The following is an 18,841-nucleotide window of genomic DNA, read 5'->3' on the forward strand; positions in this document are numbered from 1 at the left end:
CCTTTGCATTGCGGACAGGAAACCAAATGCCCTACCAGCGCTACGTTCGTCCCGCAGAACTGCATCACTGAAGATCCCTGTAACACGACCCCACCGTGAGAGGTTTTGTCGCCTTGTAAAATCACGGCCTTCCCTGCCATACGCCCACCATAGTTAGTATTTTCTTATCAGATTACAGGATGTTTTGAATTGAAAGAAGCAGAAAGATAATGGCTATTAATGAATATGTGAGCGGTGTGGGATACGGTGAATCTTTTAGCATTAATCTGGAATGGTTGAACTTTATCACCAGTGAAATACACGCTGGCTCGGCTTTGCTGTTCAACACCAAACTACCCGAAGAAGTTAGAGCGATTTTTCGTGAGAAGCTAGTGAATAGCGAACGCCTCCAACTCAAGGCAATCAAGAGTAACTACAGTCAACATCTAATGGCATACCGAGAAACATCGAAAACAAAAACCCCCAAGCTTATTATAAGCTTGGGGGTCAGGATATGGCGGAGGAGCAGAGATTCGAACTCTGGAACGGTTTCCCGTCGACGGTTTTCAAGACCGTTGCCTTCAGCCACTCGGCCACCCCTCCGTAATGCAGCGAACTATAAACACAGCCGATCCCGTTGTAAAGCCTGAAACCGTTCAACCGAACGAAAAAACGGCATCTGCAATCTAACCGATGAAGAAATCAGCAATCAGGGTTCAGCAATACCCCAGTAGTCACGTAGGGTAAAGAATGGTAAACAATCTTTAATCAATGGCTTGCACTGCAGTATCATCATAATCAATTTTGTGATGACCTGATAAGAGAGATCATATGGACCGCATTGTCGTCTCATCCTCCTCGCGCGACTCTTTGCTAAGCACGCATAAAGTCCTGCGTAACACCTATTTTCTGCTGTCGTTAACGCTGGCCTTTTCAGCACTGACCGCAACCGCCAGCACCATGCTGGGCTTGCCGGCTCCTGGGCTGCTGTTAATGCTGGTCGGCTTTTATGGTTTGATGTTCCTGACCCATAAGCTGGCCAATAGCCCTGCCGGTATTCTGGCAGCCTTCGCCTTCACCGGTTTTATGGGTTATGCCCTTGGCCCGATCCTGAGTTCGTTCCTGAACGCTGGCGCGGGTGATTTGATCATGCTGGCGCTCGGCGGTACCGCAGTGGTGTTCTTCTGCTGTTCGGCTTATGTGCTGACCACCCGTAAAGACATGTCGTTCCTGTCTGGCATGATGATGGCGGGCTTCGTGGTGCTGCTGGTAGCGGTTATCGCTAATCTGTTCCTGCAGATCCCTGCCCTGCACCTGGCCATTAGCGCACTGTTTATTCTGTTCTCTGCCGGTGCCATGCTGTGGGAAACCAGCAACATCATTCATGGCGGTGAAACCAACTATATCCGTGCCACCGTCAGCCTGTATGTTTCGCTGTACAACATGTTTATCAGCCTGCTGAGCATTCTGGGCTTCGCCCGCAGCAACTGATACAGCGCTTTTGTTTTGACCAGAGCCAGAGCCCCGCAATGCGGGGCTTTATTTTTGCCGGAGCAAAAGTTTGCTAGACTGTGGCCCGCAATGAATTACCGATCACCGAGGCTGTATGTTGGAGTTTGAAGGTCAGACGATAGAAACTGACGCCCAGGGCTACCTGAAAAACAGCGCCGACTGGCACGAAGGGCTGGCCCCACTGTTAGCGGCACAGGAAGAGATTGAACTGAGCGAAGCGCATTGGGAAGTCGTACGCTTTGTGCGTAGCTTCTATCAGGAATTTAATACCTCACCGGCCATTCGCATGCTGGTAAAGGCGATGGCGCAAAAATACGGCGAAGAGAAAGGCAGCAGCCGCTACCTGTATCGCCTGTTCCCGAAAGGCCCGGCCAAACAGGCCACCAAGATCGCCGGGTTGCCAAAGCCGGTGAAGTGTATCTAACCACCGGTTAATAGCGAATACTGAAGCCTTTATATTCGGCAACTCCACGCGGTTCCACCAGCACGCGGTCAACGCGAGCGCTGCGTGGGCCGCCGCTTTTCAGCCACGCCATCAGTTGGTCAACGGCCTGTTGTTCGCCACAGGCCAGCACTTCCACGCTGCCATCATCCAGATTACGCGCATAACCGGTTATCCCCAACGCGGTAGCTTGGTGTTGGGTGTTATAGCGAAAACCGACCCCCTGCACCACACCATAGACATACGCGGCAATACAAACTTGTGTCATAATCGGCTCCTGATCGATTTCATTACAGGCATTCTCTGCGCTGATGCCCAGAGTGTGTCACTCTTTTTTCTCTATCTGGCAGCATACTTAATTATGACCGCACGCTTGATCCTTGCCAAAGGACGTGAAAAGTCCTTACTCCGTCGCCATCCGTGGATTTTCTCTGGCGCTGTTCTCCGTGTCGAAGGTAAAGCCCAGTCCGGCGAAACCATCGATATCCATGACAGCCAGGGCAAATGGCTGGCACGCGGTGCCTATTCACCAGAATCGCAAATTCGCGCACGCGTCTGGACCTTCAAGCAGGACGAAGAGATTGATATCGCTTTCTTTATCAGCCGCTTGCAACAGGCACAGAGCTGGCGTGATTGGGTCGCAAAGCGTGACGGGTTGGACGGTTATCGCCTGATCGCCGGTGAATCTGACGGTATGCCGGGGATCACTATCGATCGCTTCCAGAACTTCCTGGTTTTACAGTTACTTTCCGCCGGTGCCGAATATCAGCGCGCCCCGCTGCTTTCTGCTCTCCAGCACTGTTATCCAGACTGTGCGATCTACGATCGTTCAGACGTTGCCGTACGAAAGAAAGAGGGCTTGCCACTCACCCAAGGCCCGGTGCTGGGCGATCTGCCCCCGGCCCTGCTGCCGATCACCGAGCATGGTATGAAACTGCTGGTGGACATTCAACAAGGCCACAAGACCGGTTTTTATCTCGATCAACGTGACAGCCGGTTGGCCGCGCGTAACTATTCCGCAGGCCGTCGCGTGCTCAACTGCTTCTCGTACACCGGCGCTTTCGCAGTGTCTGCCTTGATGGGCGGGTGCGAGCAGGTCATTAGCGTAGATACGTCGCAGGCCGCGCTGGACATCGCCAAGCAGAACGTCGAACTGAACCAGTTGGATTTGAGCAAGGCCGAGTTTGTACGTGATGACGTATTCCAACTGCTGCGCAATTACCGTACGCAGGGTGAAAAATTCGATCTGATCATCATGGACCCACCGAAGTTTGTCGAAAACAAAAATCAGTTGGCCAGCGCCTGTCGCGGTTATAAAGACATCAATATGTTAGCCTTCCAGTTGCTGAACCCTGGCGGTATTCTGCTCAGCTTCTCTTGCTCTGGCTTGATGCCGACCGATTTGTTCCAGAAAATTTTGGCCGATGCTGCTGTAGATGCCGGGCGTGATGTACAATTTATAGAGCAGTTCCGACAGGCTGCCGATCACCCGGTGATTGCGACTTATCCTGAAGGCTTGTATCTGAAAGGGTTTGCGTGCCGGGTGATGTAACTTGAAATGCGCTGTTTTTGTCCTCATATAGAGTTCAATGCATTGTTTCTCAGGAGGTCATATGATAGCCAGCAAATTCGGTATCGGTCAGCAGGTTCGTCACCGGCTGTTGGGGTATTTGGGGGTGGTGATTGATGTCGATCCAGAATACTCTCTGGAGCAGCCAAAAGCAGACGAGATTGCAGCCAACGACGAGTTGCGCCTCGCCCCGTGGTATCACGTGGTGATGGAAGACGATGAAGGCCAGCCGGTCCACACTTATCTGGCCGAAGCACAGTTGGCGGGGGAAGCACAGGATGCGCACCCTGAACAGCCTTCTCTGGATGAGCTGGCAGAATCCATTCGCAGCCAGTTGCAGGCCCCCCGGCTGCGTAACTAAACGTCGAGCCTGAGAAACCGACGCCGAGCGGGTTCAGCATGCCGCCACCCACGTAGCATAACGGGTTGAAGTCTACCGCAGTCTCAAACGCCAGGGCCAATCCTGGCGTTTTCACTTAATCAGCGTGCCAGCCCCAGGCGCGGGATCTCAATCTTCGGGCAGCGATCCATAATCACCGTTAACCCGGCCTGTTTGGCCAATGCCTCCGCCTGTTCGTTGATCACCCCGATTTGCAACCACAGCACCTTGGCACCTATTGCAATGGCCTCCTGTGCCACCCCATACGCCGCCTCCGAGTTACGAAATACATCCACCATATCGACAGGGTGAGGAATGGCCCCCAATGTGGCATAAACCTCCTGCCCAAGTAGAGTCTGCCCGGCCAGCTTCGGACTCACCGGAATGACCTGATAACCTTGCGCCAATAAATAAGCCATTACGCCATAGCTGGCTCGAGCCGGTTTATCACTGGCCCCCACCAACGCAATGGTTTTGACCTGCTTCAGTACCTCTGCAATTGCTAGGTCTTGCATTTTTCGCTCCTGATTTTTTGCCGGAAAAGCCCTTTCATCAGTGTAACCGAAACACCAACATCGGTTAAAACTGGTTATCAGTCTGCGGCTATACTGCTCGCAGGCCGGTTTGACCCAACATAATATTTCAAATGCCATCAAAATATGTGTAAATGTAAACCAAACGGCATTTTGAAAAGATTTGACATAACTAGTGGCGTATCCAACACTAGTCATCCTGTTCCACGAAAAGGAAGTAACAATGAAATTTGGTCTGGTGGTTGCGGGGCTGCTTGGAATGTCACTAAGCGTTTCGGCCGCAGCTACGACCCTGAAGCTTTCCCCGGACATCGAGCTTATGATGGTGGACGGCAAGCAAATGACGGGCTCGTTGTTAAAAGGAGCCGATAGTCTGGAATTAAATGGCGGGCAGCATCAATTGTTGTTCAAAGTCACCAAATCCGTACGTAAGGCACCACGATCTCAGATGCTTTACACTTCACCCGCACAGATTGTGGTGTTCAACAGTCAAAACGTCAGCGCCGTCACCATTGAGCTACCTCGTATCGAGAATGAACAGGATGCCCAACGGTTTGATAAAGCGCCGAATTATAAAATTCTGGGTAACCACGGCAAGCCGTTGGCAATCAGACACGATGTATTACCGCTAACAACCTCGCCCAAGGGGAATGACCTGGAAAAGATCGTTGCCGATTACAACGCTCAAAACCGCCAGGCCTCCGTTCCGGCGTTAGCAAATCTGCGTGCCAGTGTGATCGCAGCGGCATCGGGTAGCCCAGAGGTTACCCCCCTGAACGGCGACAACGTTGCCGAGAAAATACTGCAATACTGGTTACTGCGCGCCGATCTCGATACGCAAAAACGGTTTGTCGCCTGGGTTGGCCAATCTCGCAACCGTTAAATGCTGACTACCCCGCCTTTATCCCATAAAGGCGGGTTTTGTTCGCAATTTTCCGCGTTAACACTAGGCAGTGAAATACGCTTTCAGTAATCTGTGGCGAGTCATTCGATTTTCCGAGGATAGCGCCATGGAACAAACCACCCGCACCATCGCAGCACGCAAGCATATTGCGCTCGTTGCTCACGACCATCGCAAGCAGGCCTTGCTGAAATGGGTTGAAGACAATAAGAAAATACTTGCCCAACATCAGCTGTATGCCACGGGCACCACCGGCAATTTGATCCAGCGGGCCAGTGGTATCCCGGTGCAGAGCATGCTGAGTGGCCCAATGGGCGGCGATCAGCAAGTGGGTGCAATGATCGCCGAAGGCAAGATTGATATGCTGATCTTCTTCTGGGACCCGCTAAACGCCGTACCCCACGATCCCGATGTCAAAGCCTTGCTGCGCCTGGCCACGGTCTGGAACATCCCAGTGGCGACCAACCGCTCCACCGCTGATTTCCTTATCGACTCCTCGCTATTCAAGAGCGAAGTGACGATTGCTATTCCTGATTACGAAAAATACCTCGCCGAACGCCTGAAATAATGCCCAAGGCCTGGTGAAGTTGCCAGGCCTGTGGTTTACGGTTTTCTCTGCAACGGCACGCCAATCTCTTGCAACTGCTCGATAAATACCGACGGGCGTTCACGATCTTGTAATAACCAGACCTGGTGCCTGGCCCGCGTGAGGGCGACATAGAGCAAACGCCGTTCCTCCGCATCCGGGAAATTCTCTGGCTGAGGCAATAATACCTCTTCAAGCACAGACTCACGGGCCTCCGCCGGGAATCCATCCTTGCCTTCATACAGCCCGGCAATGATCACGTAGTCGGCCTGTTGGCCTTTGCTGGCATGAATGGTCATAAACTCGAGGTTCAGCTTCGGCCAACGCGTCACCGCCTTTTGCAACACCTCCGGCTTGAGATGATGGTAACGGGCCAGCACCAAGATCCTTTCTTGCGGCTTCGCATAGCCACTTAACTTGTCCAGCAACGCTTCCAACTGCTCCTGCGGCAGGATAACCACTGACTTCTTATTGCCCTTGCTCAGGCTATTGAGCGGCTTTTTCAACTGGTGCGGGTTTTGCTGTATAAAGCCGTTGGCCACTTCACCGATCCGATCGTTAAAGCGGTAGGTGGTATCCAGCGCACACTGATCGCCTACGCCAAAATTCTCGGCAAAGGCGGTGGTCAGCGACAGTTCTGCCCCGCTGAAACGGTAAATCGCCTGCCAATCATCGCCGACGGCAAACAGGCTGGTCTGCTTGTTTTGCTTGCGCAGTGCAGCCAGCAGTTGCGCACGCTGCGGTGAGATATCCTGGAACTCGTCCACCAGAATATGCTTCCATGGGCTGATAAAACGCCCCTTTTCCAACAGATTAACGGCTTGATGGATCAGCCCGGCAAAGTCGACCGCTCCCTCATCCTTCAGCGCGGTTTTCCACGCTTTCAGCAACGGTGCCATCAGGCGAATGCGTTTGCTGAACAGATCGCGGATCTCTTCGTCGGCCTGCTCTATCATTTCTGCCTGGCTACCTCCGTGGGTGCGCATCAAGCCAAGCCAGCGCTCCAGACGCCCACTCAAACGCTCAGCCAGACGCTGATCATGCCAGAAGTCGCCCTCAGGCAATTCCCACTCCAGCTCTTCCGTTAACCATTGCCGCCAACCTTTGGCCTGTGCTTTCTTCTCGCTGCACTGCTGTTGCCAGTGGGTGATTAGCAGCCTCCGGCGCGCTTTACTGTCGCTTTCCAGCTTGCTGATCGCTGGCGCTTTGCGGCTTCCTTGCTGAATAATCTGCAGCGCCAGCGCATGAAACGTTTTCGCCTGGATCGCCACGCTGCCCAAGCGTTCCTGAATGCGTTCGTTCATCTCTTCGGCAGCTTTGCGCCCAAATGCCAGCAACAGGATCTGTTCAGGTTCGGCCTCCTGACGCAGTAACAGCCAACCCGCCCGCGCCACTAGCACCGAGGTCTTGCCACTGCCAGCCCCTGCAAGAACCAGCACGGCATCCTCGCCGTTCACCACGGCCCGGCTTTGCGATTCATTCAACGGTGACGTTTCAACGGTCTGGAAGAAATCCTGGTGGGTTTCCAGCATCCGGTCGCACCACCTTTGATTACGTTGCGCCACACTGCGCAGGCCAGACTTGAGCCACTGCTGGCACAGGTGATAACTTTCTCGGCAGTTTTCAAACTCATCCAGCCGCGCCACCGGCATTGGCAAAGCGCCAAACGACTGGCGGATCTGCTGCTGCAAGTTGCTCAATTCGGCGCGCTTGAACCACTTGTCCCGTTGCTCTATTTGGTGGATATACTCGACCTGCTGTTGCAATACCTCGGCGCTCACTTCACTCATCTCGAGGCTCCACTGCTGCCAGGACTGCTGCAGATAGTGGTAAAAGCGCTGGGTTTCCTGCCATTCGGTACCGTGTAGGCGCACAACCTTTTCATCCGGCAACTCGAACTCAAGCTCCCCCCAAACGATCCCGCGTTTACAACGCACCTGGATCAACTGATTGAACGGGATCAGGTATTCATGCTTCTCGCCACTCACCTCGACGCCGGCATGCAACAACCGTACGCGGTTGTAAGGATGCTGTGCCAGGTGTTTGCCCAGCGATGTCGACTTTAGTTCCATATACCCACGCCATAATCATGTTGAGATATACCCGCCGTCTTTCAAGCTGCAGGCACTTGAAATCCGTTGGGTAAGGTTGCCGCCAGTTTACCCGCGTTAAGCAATGGCACTCTAGCGTTAAAAAAAGGGTAGAATAGTTTTTGCGTTATGCTGATGAATACTTCCCCCGTGCCGTTTGGCCATCATTAGAGCAGAATGACGACTATGCGTACTGTATTGAACGTTCTTAATTTCGTATTGGGTGGTTTTTTCACCACGCTTGGCTGGCTGATCGCCACCTTCTTCAGCGTCGTGCTGATTTTCACCCTGCCATTGACCCGTTCCTGCTGGGAAATTACTAAAATCTCCTTGCTGCCATTTGGCAACGAAGCGATCCATGTCGATGAATTATACCCAGAGAAAAGCAATGCCCTGCTGGCTGCTGGCGGTTCTTTGCTGAATATCGTCTGGCTGGTCCTGTTCGGCTGGTGGCTGTGCCTGTCACACATTATTGCGGGTATCGCCCAGTGCATCACCATTATTGGTATTCCGGTAGGCATCGCCAATTTCAAGATAGCCGCTATCGCCCTATGGCCGGTCGGCCGCCGTGTCGTTCCCGTTGAGGTGGCCCAACAGGCGCGGATCGAGAACGCCCGCCGCCGCTTTTAATCGCGTTAACTTTTCTCCCATTTAGGAGCTTGTTGTGCTCTCTTTTGCACCCAAAATTCGGCGTTATACCTATAACAGCAACCTGCTTTATAACCTGCGTATTTTTATCGCTCTGGCCGGGGCCTCTGCGGTGCCGTGGTGGTTGGGGGTCCCTAAACTGACCATACCGTTAACGCTGGGGGTCGTTGCTGCCGCGCTAACGGACCTGGATGACCGGCTAGCAGGAAGATTGCGAAATCTGCTCATTACGCTAGTTTGCTTTTTTGTGGCCTCAACCTCGATTGAACTGCTGTTTCCTTACCCCTGGCTGTTTGCCCTCGGGCTCACGACCTCAACCTGCGGCTTTATCCTGCTGGGGGCATTAGGGCAGCGTTACGCCACTATCGCCTTCGGTGCCTTACTGATCGCCGCCTACACCATGCTTGGTACCTCCATGTACGACACCTGGTACCAGCAACCTGCTCTGCTGATTATCGGTGCCGTGTGGTACAACTTGCTGACGCTGATCGGTCATCTGCTATTCCCTATCAAGCCCCTGCAGGAAAACCTGGCCCGCTGCTATGAACAGTTGGCCAACTATCTGGATGCCAAGGCCAACCTGTTCGATCCAGATGCCGAATCGGACGCCGATTTGCCCTGGGTGGATGTGGCGATGGCCAACAGCACGCTGGTCACCACGCTAAACCTGACCAAGGCTTCACTGCTGACCCGCTTGAAAGGCGATCGTGGCCAGCGCGGCACCCGCAGAACACTGCACTACTATTTTGTTGCGCAGGATATCCATGAACGTGCCAGTTCTTCTCACGTACAGTATCAGGCTCTAAGCCAACAGTTTCGCCACAGCGATATTCTGTTCCGCTTCCAGCGGCTGTTGGCCAAGCAGGCTCGAGCCTGCCAGCAACTGGCGCAGTCGATACTGCTACGGCAGAAATATCTGCATAACCCGCGTTTTGAGCCCGCTTTTTCGCGCTTGGAAGAGGCGCTGACCCGGATTACCGTTACTCCAGAAAATCGTGAACTGACCAGAGCGCTATCCCACCTGCTGAAGAATTTACGGGCAATTGACGCCCAGTTGGCCAATATCGAGTCTGAACAGTCCTTGGCGAGTGGCCAGACCGAGGAAAACAGTCTGTCAGACGACCGGCTCACCGGCTGGAGCGATATTCGCTTGCGTATCAGCCGCCACCTGACACCACAGTCAGCCCTATTCCGCCACGCCATCCGTATGTCCGTGGTGCTGTGCGTGGGTTATGCGTTTATTCAACTGACCGGGATGCAGCACGGTTATTGGATCCTGCTGACCAGCCTGTTTGTCTGCCAGCCAAACTACAACGCCACCCGCAGGCGCTTGGCATTACGAATTGTCGGCACTCTGGCGGGCATTTTGATCGGCCTGCCGATCCTGTATTTTGTGCCTTCGCTGGAAGGGCAACTCATCCTGATCGTTATCTCTGGAGTGTTGTTCTTCGCCTTTCGAACCGTGCAATATGCCCACGCCACGATGTTTATCACCCTGTTGGTCTTGCTATGCTTTAACCTGCTGGGCGAAGGGTTCGAAGTGGCTGCCCCGCGCGTCTACGATACCCTGCTGGGTTGTGCCATCGCCTGGGCTGCGGTGAGTTTTATCTGGCCAGACTGGAAGTTCCGTCAGTTACCGGCCATGGTGCGTAAGACACTGAATGCCGACTGCCGCTATCTGGATGCCATTCTGGTGCAGTACCATCAGGGCAAGGATAACGGTCTGCCTTATCGTATTGCCCGCCGCGATGCCCATAATAGCGATGCCGAGTTGGCGTCGGTGATCTCTAACATGTCTGCCGACCCTAAAGCCGATAAAACCATTCAGGAAGCGGCATTCCGCCTGCTGTGCCTTAACCATACCTTGTTGAGCTATATTTCCGCCCTGGGTGCCCACCGTGAGCGCCTGGAAAGTGCCGCCGTGCTGGACTTGCTCAACGATGCGGTTTGCTATGTTGATGGCGCATTACACCACGACGCTCATGATCAGCAGCGTATCACGCAGGCACTGGAGGCCCTCTCCGAGCGTATTACTGCGCTGGTTCCGGAGCCGGAAAGCAAAGAACAGCTGGTGTTGCAGCAAATTGGTCTGGTGCTCGAGTTGCTACCAGAGCTGACGGTACTTAATACGCAAATTACTCAAGCCGGTTGATAGTTCAAGGATGTGAGCCGCAGGCGCGGTCTTCTGGCCGCGGCTCAAAGCAGGGAAAGAGCACGTTATTTTCGAACCATTCGGTCAACGCTTCCCTTTGCAGATGGGGCAAGGCGGCATGATGGTAGCCCGCCATGGCCCCCGCCAGTGACATCAGCACTTTCATGCCCAGATTTTTTTGCTGTTGCAGTAGCTTCAGAAAGCTCTCTCTGGCCCCCAACAGGCGAAAATCATAAATATTGCATATGCCTGCTCGCCACAGCTGGCGCTCTAATGTGGCATCAATATTCGGTAAATCTTTCAATCTGCCATTGCAGCGTTTTTTCACCTTAATCTCTTTACGCGTCTCACAGAGAGCCTGCCAGGCAAGCGTACACAGTTCGCGACGCTGCCGCCAAAGTTCTTCATTCACCCAGTAATAGCGCATGACCATGGGGACCCCACGCTTTAAATAGGTCATATTCACCATGCCACGCTCACGGAATGCGCTTTCCAGGCTTTCTGTTGCTCGTAAATACAGCTCACCTTCGGTAATGACCGCAAACATTGTGCCGTCCGCCAGCAGGCCATAGCCGCCAAACTGCGAGCGTATGGCAATATTTCCCAGGGCGGCAAAGCAGGCTTTCGCCTGTTCGATCCTCCTTAGCGATCCTCCATTCATTTACCTCTCCTTATATAAGGCACAACCATTAGGAATTTTTTAGTTGGAATAAACGTAACCGGAACAACTAATTAAAAAAAATACGCATTATCCCCAGCCGTGCCAATCATAAATTCAAGGCGTATAAAAAATAATCCCAATTATGCGAAGCGTTACGAAAATTTGGGTTGATCTTCTGTTTCGATGGCTATACTGTACATACATACAGTAACACTACGGGCGGGAGACGACATGCGTACTCAATCACTTTATCAACCTCATTTTAGCCAATCCTCAATGCCTGCGGAGCAAGCGGTGAACCCTGTGCAACAGGGCAACGAAAATGGCCTAATCAGTGAGCTTGTTTACAATGAGCGGCAACCCGCCGTAGCCCAGTTATTGGTGCCTTTATTGCAGCAGTTGGGCAGGCAATCACGTTGGTTACTGTGGTTGACCCCGCAGCAGAAACTGAGCAAAACCTGGCTGCAACAGGCCAGCCTGCCGGTTGATAAGGTCGTACAGCTTAATCAGATCAATCCACTGGCTACCGTAGACGCCATGGAGAAGGCTTTACTGACAGGAAATTACAGTGTGGTGCTAGGCTGGTTACCGGAATTGACACAAGAGGATCGTCTAAGGCTCAGTCGAGCGGCAGAACTGGGCAATGCCTATGGGTTCATTATGCGACCTCAACGTGACATCGTTGCTGCCGACAGACACTATTCAACCTTAAAAATTCACTCTTCTTTGTATCATTAAGTAAATTTAGGAGTTTTCCCATCACTTTTTTCGCTTGGCCTGGCAATCGCAGAGAGATCAGGCGAAAAGCGAGGTTGGCTGCGGTTCGGCGTCACCTTCCAAGTGAAAAAAAGTCTCGTTTAGCGCCCCAAGATGTTAGAGGATATGTCTAATTCCATGTTTTTTTTTAGAGCTTTATCACATCACACTTGTAACTTTCGCGCCACGTTGTAGACTTTACATCGCCAAGGTTGCTCTATAACGCCAGAAAAACTGGCAGAGTAACAAACGAGGGCTCAAACCTTGGCGAAGGAATTTAAACCAAGGGCTTAAAGCAGCTTTAAAGCTCATTGCCTATTTGGATGATAACGAGGCGCAAAATGAAAAAGACAGCTATCGCATTAGCAGTGGCACTGGCAGGTTTCGCTACAGTAGCGCAAGCCGCACCAAAAGACGACACTTGGTACACTGGTGCTAAACTGGGTTGGTCCCAGTTCCATGACACCGGTTTCTACGGTAACGGTTACACCGTTGATAACGACGCACGTAAAGACCAGATTGGTGCTGGTGCGTTCGTTGGCTATCAGGCAAACCAATACCTGGGCTTCGAAATGGGCTACGACTGGTTAGGTCGTATGAAATATACCGGCGCTAACACCGGTTCTTTCAAAGCTCAAGGCGTTCAGCTGGCAGCTAAACTGAGCTACCCAATCGTTAACGATCTGGACATCTACACCCGTCTGGGCGGTATGGTATGGCGTGCAGACAGTGATGGTGCTGGCTCTAGCAATGGCAACCATGACACTGGCGTTTCTCCACTGGCAGCAGTGGGTGTTGAATATGCACTGAACCGTGACTGGGCTACCCGCCTGGACTACCAGTGGGTTAACAACATCGGTGACGCAGGTACCGTTGGCGCACGTCCAGACAACGGCATGCTGAGCGTAGGTGTTTCCTACCGCTTTGGCCAGGAAGTTGCTGCTCCAGTAGTAGCTCCAGCTCCGGCTCCAGCTCCAGTTGTTGAGACCAAGAAGTTCACTCTGACTTCTGACGTTCTGTTCGCGTTCAACAAAGCGACCCTGAAGCCAGAAGGCCAGCAAGCTCTGGATCAGCTGTACACCCAACTGAGCTCACTGGATCCGAAAGACGGTTCTGTTGTCGTTCTGGGCTTCACTGATGCAGTAGGTTCAGCACAATATAACCTGCGCCTGTCTGAGCAACGTGCACAAAGCGTTGTGGATTACCTCGTGTCTAAAGGTATCCCTTCAGACAAGATCTCTGCACGTGGCATGGGTAAAGCTAACCCAATCACTGGTGACACCTGTGGCTACCGTTCAGGCCGCGCAACTGCAGCTCAGATCGCATGTCTGGCTCCAGATCGTCGCGTAGAGATCGAAGTTAAAGGTATCAAAGAAGTTGTTTCTCAGCCTCAGGGCTAAGTAAGCGCTTCTTAGTAAAAAACCCCGCATTGCGGGGTTTTTTTTGGCCTGTACCTTAGATAGATTATTTATCATCCTTACCCAGGATCGCCTGTAGGTCCTGTTTCAGTGATGACATCTGGGTGGCATACTTCTCTTTGCGCTCGGCATCTTCGATCAGCTGTACGACGGTTTCCGACAGGGTGACACCACGGCGATGTGCCAAGGCAGCCAAACGTTGCCATACCAGGAACTCCAGATCGATCGATTTCTTGCGCGTATGCTGATGTTCTGAGTTAAAATGACGCTTACGCCGAGCACGGATGGTTTGTTTCATCCGGTTATCCAGCGTCGGATTCATGTGCTCATCGATCCACGCCAGCACTTTTACCGGGTCATTTTCCAGCTTCAGCAGTTCGTCAATGACCTCCTGAGCAAGGCTGTTTTCAATGTAGCGGGTGATCGCCTCACCTTCCCGGTGCTTTTTCACCAGGTACTTCCATTTCCAACCGCTCTCCAGATTTTCCAGTTGCTGATATTTCATCGTGAACTCTGCTGTGACCGTGTAACTTTAATAAGCATAACAGCTTTAGCCAACTTTTCCTCAGCAATTACCTGCCGTTTTTGACTGTTTTTTGCACAAAATTAGTGCAATGTCAAACTCCGGTGCTCAACAATGACTCTGGATGTATCAAGCTGCCGTTATTCTTGTATAATCGCGCTTTCCCTTTTTGACGATTGCATCTAACACTTTGACCAATAACCGACTTGAATGGCAATCTCTGTTGCCTGCCGCTACGCCTTATCAGGCGATTTTCGATTCCGCTGCTCAATTGGCACCCGTGGCCTTTTCTGCAATCCAGCCCCGTTTGGAGAATGCGCTGACGCTGTTTTTGCATCCGCTGTCTCTGCCACGTTTTATGCTGTTGAAAGCACAGGAAACACGTGAGTATCTGGCGTTGATCGCCCGAGCGGCAGAAGAGCTGCAACCGCAGAATACCGTTAAAGGCAGTCACTACGTGATTGAAGGCGACACCGTCAGCCTTAAAAATGCCATGCGCGGCGATGAACCTTTTGCCGCCGGCGGTGCTTGCGTTTACCAGGAATGGGTTGAGCCAGAACAGTTATTTGGCTGCGTCAGAATGCACAATGGTGCGATCACCTTGCAGCCGGGCCTGGTCCATCAGGCCAACGGCGGCGTGCTGATCCTGTCGGCACGTAGCCTACTGGCACAGCCGCTATTGTGGCTGCGTCTCAAGCAGATGATTACCCAGCGCCAGTTCCAGTGGCTGACGCCAGATGAAACCCGTCCGCTGCCGCTTTCCATCCCCCCCATGCCGCTGGAGTTACGTCTGATTGTGGTGGGCGATCGCCATGGTCTGGCTGATTTCCACGATATGGAGCCTGAAGTCTGCGGGCAGGCCGTCTACGGTGAATATGAAGACGACCTGCAACTCACCGAGCCAGACGATATGGTGCAATGGTGTGGCTATATCAATAGCGTGGTCGCCGAGCAGCAATTACCACCGCTGGCAGCCGACGCCTGGCAGCCTCTGATGGTCCAGGCGGTGCGCCATACCGGTGACCAGGGTAACCTACCGCTATCGCCACTGTGGGTCAGCCAGCAGCTTTCTGAGGCCGCTCTGTATGCCGAAGCCGAGCAGATCACAGCTAAAGCGTTAGAAGCAGCGCTGAATGCTCGCGAATGGCGTGAAAGCTATCTCGCAGAACGCATGCAGGACGAGATTGAGCTGGGCCAGATCATGATCGAAACCGAAGGTGAAGTGATTGGTCAGATTAACGGTCTGTCGGTGCTGGATTATCCAGGGCATCCGCGCAGCTTTGGCGAGCCTTCGCGCATCAGCTGTGTGGTCCATCTGGGCGATGGCGAATTCACCGATGTGGAGCGCAAGGCCGAGCTGGGGGGCAATCTGCATGCCAAAGGCATGATGATCATGCAGGCGTTCCTGATCTCCGAACTGGATCTCGATCAACAGCTCCCCTTCTCCGCCTCGATAGTCTTTGAGCAATCCTACGGCGAAGTTGACGGTGACAGCGCCTCGCTGGCCGAACTCTGCGCCCTGATCAGCGCATTGTCACAGCAACCGATCACTCAGCAAATCGCCGTGACCGGTTCCGTTGACCAATTTGGTAATGTGCAACCGATCGGTGGCGCAAACGAAAAAATCGAAGGTTTCTTCGAGGTCTGTCTGCGCCGCGGCCTGACAGGTAAACAGGGCGTGATCCTGCCAGCCAGCAACGTACGGCACCTCTGCCTGCGCCCAGACGTCGTCGAGGCGGTACGTGAGGGGCAATTCCATCTGTGGGCGGTAGATAGCGTTGCGGAAGCCTTACCGTTATTGACCGGCTATCCATTCACCGATGAACAGCAACCTAACCTACTGGCCGCCATCCAGGAACGGATTGCACAGGCCATGTTGCCAGAACGGCGTCCGTTGCCGTGGCCATTGCGCTGGCTTAACTGGTTCAGCCGTGGCTGATCGGACTTGTTCAGCGTACACGTGTAAGTTAATCTGCGTCCTTCATCAAAATAAGGTTTACTGAGAACATGGTAGATAAACGCGAATCCTATACAAAACAAGATCTCGAAGCATCGGGCCGTGGCGAACTGTTTGGCGCCGGTGGCCCACCGTTGCCATCAGGCAACATGTTAATGATGGACCGCGTGGTCAAGATGACCGAAGACGGTGGTAGCCACAATAAGGGCTACGTAGAGGCTGAGCTCGATATCAATCCGGACCTGTGGTTCTTCGATTGCCACTTTATTGGCGATCCGGTGATGCCAGGCTGCCTGGGCCTGGATGCCATGTGGCAATTGGTAGGGTTCTACCTCGGCTGGATGGGCGGCGAAGGTAAAGGCCGTGCGCTGGGCGTCGGCGAAGTGAAGTTCACCGGTCAGGTGCTGCCAACCGCCAAAAAGGTTACCTACCGCATCAACTTCAAACGCGTGATTATCCGCAAGCTGATCATGGGCGTGGCCGATGGCGAAGTGCTGTGCGACGGCAAAGTGATCTATACCGCCAGCGATCTGAAAGTGGGCCTGTTCAAGGACGCAGCAGCGTTCTAATGCCCTGCGGCGACCCACTCGGTCGCCGTTTATTTCCCCTGTATTATTACTGAGCTGGTCGTTTAATCGCCGCCCAGTGACTACAATAAATGTATTCACCAAGAGGGCTGTATGAAAAAAACCAGTTTTGCAACGACCCCCTGCCCAATCGCCCGTTCGTTGGGGCGCGTGGGGGAATGGTGGAGCATCCTGATCCTGCGCGATGCCTTTCATGGCCTGAGCAAATTTGACGAGTTTCAGCAAAGCCTGGGGCTATCCCCCACACTGCTGACCCGCCGGCTTAAATTTCTGGTGGAAAGCGGCATTCTGTATAAGCAACGCTACCAGACTCGCCCGGTACGCTACCAATATCTGCTCACCGAGCGCGGTAAGGATTTCTTCCCGGTATTGGTGACGCTGTTCCAATGGGGCAATACTCATCTGACCGAAGGGGTGCACAGCGCAGAACTGGTCGATCGGCGCAGCGGCCAACCGATACAGCCTCAATTAATCGATGCGCTAACCCAGCAGCCTATCGCCCTACAGCACATCACATTGGCGGCAGGTCCTGCGGCTGGAGAGGCCATGTCGCGCCGTGCTTCTCTGATGCAGCATCACTACGCCTTACTTAGCGAATCATCCAAGGAGTCACCATGAGCAGTCGTCGTATAGTTATCACCGGTATGGGGGCCGTCTCTCCTCTAGGTTGCGGCGTAGAGCCGATCTGGCAACGCCTGCTGGCTGGCCAATCGGGCATCAGCCCGCTGCCAGAACAGATAGTGGCAGATTTACAGGTCAAGATTGGTGGCCAGGTCCCCACGCTGGAGCAGGATGCCGCTGCCGGATTTGATCCAGACCTGAGTGTGGCACCAAAAGACCAAAAGAAAATGGATCGTTTTATTCTGCTCGCCATGGCCGCCGCTGACGAAGCCATCAAGCAGTCTGGCTGGCACGCCGATAGCGAGGAGAAACAGGAACGGACGGCCACCGTGATCGCATCCGGCATTGGCGGCTTCCCCGCTATCGCCCATGCGGTGCGCACCACGGATAGCCGCGGAGCAAAACGCCTCTCTCCTTTCACCATTCCCTCATTTTTGGTTAACCTGGCCGCCGGTCATGTCTCCATCAAGCATCAATTCAAGGGGCCGATTGGCGCACCGGTCACCGCCTGCGCGGCGGGGGTACAGGCCATTGGCGATGCGGTGCGAATGATCCGCAACGATGAAGCCGATATTGCCTTATGTGGCGGAACGGAAGCGGCGATCGATACCGTCAGCCTGGGGGGCTTTGCCGCAGCCAGGGCCATGTCTACCGCTCCTGCGGATGCCGCAACCAAAGCGTCACGCCCATTCGACAGCGCCCGTGACGGCTTTGTGATGGGGGAAGGTGCAGGGATGTTGGTGATCGAGACGTTGGAACATGCGTTGGCACGTGGTGCCAAGCCATTAGCGGAAATTGTCGGTTACGGCACCAGTGCGGATGCCTACCATATGACTTCCGGGGCCGAAGATGGCGACGGTGCTTATCGGGCAATGAAGATTGCGCTGAAACAGGCCGGCATCACGCCCGATCAGGTTCAGCATCTGAACGCGCACGCCACCTCAACCCCGGTTGGCGACCTGGGCGAAATCAACGCCATCAAACACCTGTTCGGCACCGATGGACATATCGCCATCACCTCCACCAAATCGGCCACCGGCCATCTGCTGGGTGCCGCAGGCGGCCTGGAAACCATTTTCACCGCTCTGGCGCTGCGCGATCAAATCGCCCCGGCCACCTTGAATCTGGATAACCCTGATCCCGCCGCAGCAGGTTTGCATCTGGTGGCCAATAGGGCAGAACCTATGGCGATCACCTATGCCTTGTCGAACGGATTTGGTTTTGGGGGAGTCAACGCGAGTATTTTGCTAAAACGCTGGCAAGGATAATCAAACGCTTAAGCTTAAAACGAAAACCTCCGCTTGTTTAGGCGGAGGTCGTTCCTTAATTCATGACAGAGAGCCGCTTAAGCGGTCACAGCCCTGTCCTCCATGGCTTGTCGCCACCCTCCCAGCCAGTTAGCCCGGGCGTCTAAAGATTGGTAGGGACAAAGTTCCCTTGAACGCCCTGCAATACCTGCTTGGTAACCACGTGATTCAGCTCGTTCCAGACGATCTCTTTTCTGTCTCTTCATGCCTCATTTCCCT

General features: G+C 53.5%; 21 protein-coding genes, 1 tRNA gene and 1 pseudogene. 15 read left to right on the forward strand and 8 right to left on the reverse strand.

The window, feature by feature from the left end:
* The coding region (locus ABIE29_RS19435) for a PAAR domain-containing protein (protein ID WP_429619448.1) at window positions 1–140 on the reverse strand (140 nt) is incomplete at its 3' end.
* 129 nt (window positions 141–269) lie between these two features.
* On the opposite strand from ABIE29_RS19435, the pseudogene ABIE29_RS19440 reads away from it, so the two are divergent.
* A pseudogene (locus ABIE29_RS19440) lies at window positions 270–371 on the forward strand (glutathione transferase GstA); the annotation flags it as partial.
* A gap of 123 nt (window positions 372–494) precedes the next feature.
* Here the strand turns inward: ABIE29_RS19440 and ABIE29_RS19445 are convergent.
* Window positions 495–582, reverse strand: a tRNA-Ser gene (locus tag ABIE29_RS19445).
* A gap of 228 nt (window positions 583–810) precedes the next feature.
* On the opposite strand from ABIE29_RS19445, the gene yccA reads away from it, so the two are divergent.
* Together yccA and tusE are read left to right on the forward strand one after the other, a co-directional pair.
* On the forward strand, window positions 811–1,470 hold the full coding sequence (yccA, locus tag ABIE29_RS19450) for an FtsH protease modulator YccA (RefSeq protein ID WP_021181987.1): 660 nt from the start codon (window positions 811–813) through the stop codon (window positions 1,468–1,470).
* A gap of 115 nt (window positions 1,471–1,585) precedes the next feature.
* The gene (tusE, locus tag ABIE29_RS19455; protein WP_024485653.1) at window positions 1,586–1,915 is read left to right on the forward strand and encodes a sulfurtransferase TusE; all 330 of its coding nucleotides are present in this window, start codon (window positions 1,586–1,588) and stop codon (window positions 1,913–1,915) included.
* A gap of 7 nt (window positions 1,916–1,922) precedes the next feature.
* On the opposite strand, the gene yccX is transcribed toward tusE, so the two are convergent.
* Complete coding sequence (gene yccX / locus ABIE29_RS19460) at window positions 1,923–2,201, reverse strand: acylphosphatase (protein WP_429620441.1); 279 nt, start codon at window positions 2,199–2,201, stop codon at window positions 1,923–1,925.
* A gap of 93 nt (window positions 2,202–2,294) precedes the next feature.
* Here yccX and rlmI point away from each other — a divergent pair, with 93 nt between their 5' ends.
* Window positions 2,295–3,485, forward strand: coding sequence for a 23S rRNA (cytosine(1962)-C(5))-methyltransferase RlmI (gene rlmI, locus ABIE29_RS19465; RefSeq protein ID WP_429620443.1), 1,191 nt, complete (start codon window positions 2,295–2,297; stop codon window positions 3,483–3,485).
* A gap of 61 nt (window positions 3,486–3,546) precedes the next feature.
* Complete coding sequence (hspQ, locus tag ABIE29_RS19470) at window positions 3,547–3,864, forward strand: heat shock protein HspQ (RefSeq protein ID WP_429620445.1); 318 nt, start codon at window positions 3,547–3,549, stop codon at window positions 3,862–3,864.
* A 119-nt stretch (window positions 3,865–3,983) separates the two neighbouring features.
* Here hspQ and ABIE29_RS19475 read toward each other — a convergent pair whose 3' ends face one another.
* Entirely contained in the window at window positions 3,984–4,397 is a 414-nt protein-coding gene (locus ABIE29_RS19475) for a CoA-binding protein (RefSeq protein WP_429620447.1), read from the reverse strand.
* A 241-nt stretch (window positions 4,398–4,638) separates the two neighbouring features.
* Between ABIE29_RS19475 and ABIE29_RS19480 the strand changes: the two genes are divergently transcribed.
* Together ABIE29_RS19480 and ABIE29_RS19485 are read left to right on the forward strand one after the other, a co-directional pair.
* Entirely contained in the window at window positions 4,639–5,298 is a 660-nt protein-coding gene (locus ABIE29_RS19480; RefSeq protein ID WP_429620449.1) for a DUF2057 family protein, read from the forward strand.
* A gap of 127 nt (window positions 5,299–5,425) precedes the next feature.
* The gene (locus ABIE29_RS19485) at window positions 5,426–5,884 is read left to right on the forward strand and encodes a methylglyoxal synthase (protein ID WP_429620451.1); all 459 of its coding nucleotides are present in this window, start codon (window positions 5,426–5,428) and stop codon (window positions 5,882–5,884) included.
* A 35-nt stretch (window positions 5,885–5,919) separates the two neighbouring features.
* Here ABIE29_RS19485 and helD read toward each other — a convergent pair whose 3' ends face one another.
* On the reverse strand, window positions 5,920–7,974 hold the full coding sequence (helD, locus tag ABIE29_RS19490) for a DNA helicase IV (RefSeq protein WP_429620453.1): 2,055 nt from the start codon (window positions 7,972–7,974) through the stop codon (window positions 5,920–5,922).
* 204 nt (window positions 7,975–8,178) lie between these two features.
* On the opposite strand from helD, the gene ABIE29_RS19495 reads away from it, so the two are divergent.
* Both ABIE29_RS19495 and yccS read left to right on the forward strand, forming a co-directional pair.
* Complete coding sequence (locus tag ABIE29_RS19495) at window positions 8,179–8,622, forward strand: YccF domain-containing protein (protein ID WP_024485658.1); 444 nt, start codon at window positions 8,179–8,181, stop codon at window positions 8,620–8,622.
* A 34-nt stretch (window positions 8,623–8,656) separates the two neighbouring features.
* The gene (gene yccS / locus ABIE29_RS19500; protein ID WP_429620455.1) at window positions 8,657–10,792 is read left to right on the forward strand and encodes a YccS family putative transporter; all 2,136 of its coding nucleotides are present in this window, start codon (window positions 8,657–8,659) and stop codon (window positions 10,790–10,792) included.
* Window positions 10,793–10,796: 4 nt separating this feature from the next.
* Here the strand turns inward: yccS and ABIE29_RS19505 are convergent, their stop codons facing one another.
* A complete protein-coding gene (locus ABIE29_RS19505; protein WP_429620457.1) occupies window positions 10,797–11,453 on the reverse strand; it encodes a TfoX/Sxy family DNA transformation protein in 657 nt (218 codons plus the stop codon).
* Between the two features lie 231 nt (window positions 11,454–11,684).
* On the opposite strand from ABIE29_RS19505, the gene sulA reads away from it, so the two are divergent.
* Window positions 11,685–12,191 (forward strand): SOS-induced cell division inhibitor SulA, encoded by a 507-nt coding sequence (gene sulA / locus ABIE29_RS19510; RefSeq protein ID WP_429620460.1) that lies wholly within the window; start codon window positions 11,685–11,687, stop codon window positions 12,189–12,191.
* A gap of 359 nt (window positions 12,192–12,550) precedes the next feature.
* On the forward strand, window positions 12,551–13,609 hold the full coding sequence (gene ompA / locus ABIE29_RS19515; RefSeq protein ID WP_429620462.1) for a porin OmpA: 1,059 nt from the start codon (window positions 12,551–12,553) through the stop codon (window positions 13,607–13,609).
* Between the two features lie 64 nt (window positions 13,610–13,673).
* Here the strand turns inward: ompA and matP are convergent, their stop codons facing one another.
* Complete coding sequence (gene matP / locus ABIE29_RS19520) at window positions 13,674–14,132, reverse strand: macrodomain Ter protein MatP (RefSeq protein ID WP_429620464.1); 459 nt, start codon at window positions 14,130–14,132, stop codon at window positions 13,674–13,676.
* Between the two features lie 208 nt (window positions 14,133–14,340).
* Here matP and ABIE29_RS19525 point away from each other — a divergent pair, with 208 nt between their 5' ends.
* From ABIE29_RS19525 to fabF, 4 genes are all read left to right on the forward strand, one after another.
* The gene (locus ABIE29_RS19525; protein ID WP_429620466.1) at window positions 14,341–16,089 is read left to right on the forward strand and encodes an AAA family ATPase; all 1,749 of its coding nucleotides are present in this window, start codon (window positions 14,341–14,343) and stop codon (window positions 16,087–16,089) included.
* 68 nt (window positions 16,090–16,157) lie between these two features.
* The gene (gene fabA / locus ABIE29_RS19530) at window positions 16,158–16,676 is read left to right on the forward strand and encodes a bifunctional 3-hydroxydecanoyl-ACP dehydratase/trans-2-decenoyl-ACP isomerase (protein ID WP_024485665.1); all 519 of its coding nucleotides are present in this window, start codon (window positions 16,158–16,160) and stop codon (window positions 16,674–16,676) included.
* A 111-nt stretch (window positions 16,677–16,787) separates the two neighbouring features.
* Window positions 16,788–17,312, forward strand: a complete 525-nt coding sequence (locus tag ABIE29_RS19535; RefSeq protein ID WP_429620469.1) for a winged helix-turn-helix transcriptional regulator — start codon at window positions 16,788–16,790, stop codon at window positions 17,310–17,312.
* On the forward strand, window positions 17,309–18,583 hold the full coding sequence (gene fabF, locus ABIE29_RS19540; protein ID WP_429620471.1) for a beta-ketoacyl-ACP synthase II: 1,275 nt from the start codon (window positions 17,309–17,311) through the stop codon (window positions 18,581–18,583). The genes ABIE29_RS19535 and fabF overlap by 4 nt, the downstream gene beginning before the upstream one ends.
* Before the next feature lie 77 nt (window positions 18,584–18,660).
* On the opposite strand, the gene rmf is transcribed toward fabF, so the two are convergent.
* Entirely contained in the window at window positions 18,661–18,828 is a 168-nt protein-coding gene (gene rmf, locus ABIE29_RS19545; protein ID WP_071784464.1) for a ribosome modulation factor, read from the reverse strand.
* Window positions 18,829–18,841 lie beyond the last annotated feature (13 nt).

Origin of the sequence: Serratia sp. 2723 (genome assembly GCF_050434425.1) — a bacterium.
Taxonomy (GTDB): domain Bacteria; phylum Pseudomonadota; class Gammaproteobacteria; order Enterobacterales; family Enterobacteriaceae; genus Chania.

Coding starts and splice junctions, on each gene's coding strand:
- yccA (WP_021181987.1), top strand. CDS start 811: ATGGACCGCATTGTCGTCTCATCCTCCTCGCGCGACTCTTTGCTAAGC.
- tusE (WP_024485653.1), top strand. CDS start 1,586: ATGTTGGAGTTTGAAGGTCAGACGATAGAAACTGACGCCCAGGGCTAC.
- yccX (WP_429620441.1), bottom strand. CDS start 2,201: ATGACACAAGTTTGTATTGCCGCGTATGTCTATGGTGTGGTGCAGGGG.
- rlmI (WP_429620443.1), top strand. CDS start 2,295: ATGACCGCACGCTTGATCCTTGCCAAAGGACGTGAAAAGTCCTTACTC.
- hspQ (WP_429620445.1), top strand. CDS start 3,547: ATGATAGCCAGCAAATTCGGTATCGGTCAGCAGGTTCGTCACCGGCTG.
- ABIE29_RS19475 (WP_429620447.1), bottom strand. CDS start 4,397: ATGCAAGACCTAGCAATTGCAGAGGTACTGAAGCAGGTCAAAACCATT.
- ABIE29_RS19480 (WP_429620449.1), top strand. CDS start 4,639: ATGAAATTTGGTCTGGTGGTTGCGGGGCTGCTTGGAATGTCACTAAGC.
- ABIE29_RS19485 (WP_429620451.1), top strand. CDS start 5,426: ATGGAACAAACCACCCGCACCATCGCAGCACGCAAGCATATTGCGCTC.
- helD (WP_429620453.1), bottom strand. CDS start 7,974: ATGGAACTAAAGTCGACATCGCTGGGCAAACACCTGGCACAGCATCCT.
- ABIE29_RS19495 (WP_024485658.1), top strand. CDS start 8,179: ATGCGTACTGTATTGAACGTTCTTAATTTCGTATTGGGTGGTTTTTTC.
- ABIE29_RS19505 (WP_429620457.1), bottom strand. CDS start 11,453: ATGAATGGAGGATCGCTAAGGAGGATCGAACAGGCGAAAGCCTGCTTT.
- sulA (WP_429620460.1), top strand. CDS start 11,685: ATGCGTACTCAATCACTTTATCAACCTCATTTTAGCCAATCCTCAATG.
- ompA (WP_429620462.1), top strand. CDS start 12,551: ATGAAAAAGACAGCTATCGCATTAGCAGTGGCACTGGCAGGTTTCGCT.
- matP (WP_429620464.1), bottom strand. CDS start 14,132: ATGAAATATCAGCAACTGGAAAATCTGGAGAGCGGTTGGAAATGGAAG.
- fabA (WP_024485665.1), top strand. CDS start 16,158: ATGGTAGATAAACGCGAATCCTATACAAAACAAGATCTCGAAGCATCG.
- ABIE29_RS19535 (WP_429620469.1), top strand. CDS start 16,788: ATGAAAAAAACCAGTTTTGCAACGACCCCCTGCCCAATCGCCCGTTCG.
- fabF (WP_429620471.1), top strand. CDS start 17,309: ATGAGCAGTCGTCGTATAGTTATCACCGGTATGGGGGCCGTCTCTCCT.
- rmf (WP_071784464.1), bottom strand. CDS start 18,828: ATGAAGAGACAGAAAAGAGATCGTCTGGAACGAGCTGAATCACGTGGT.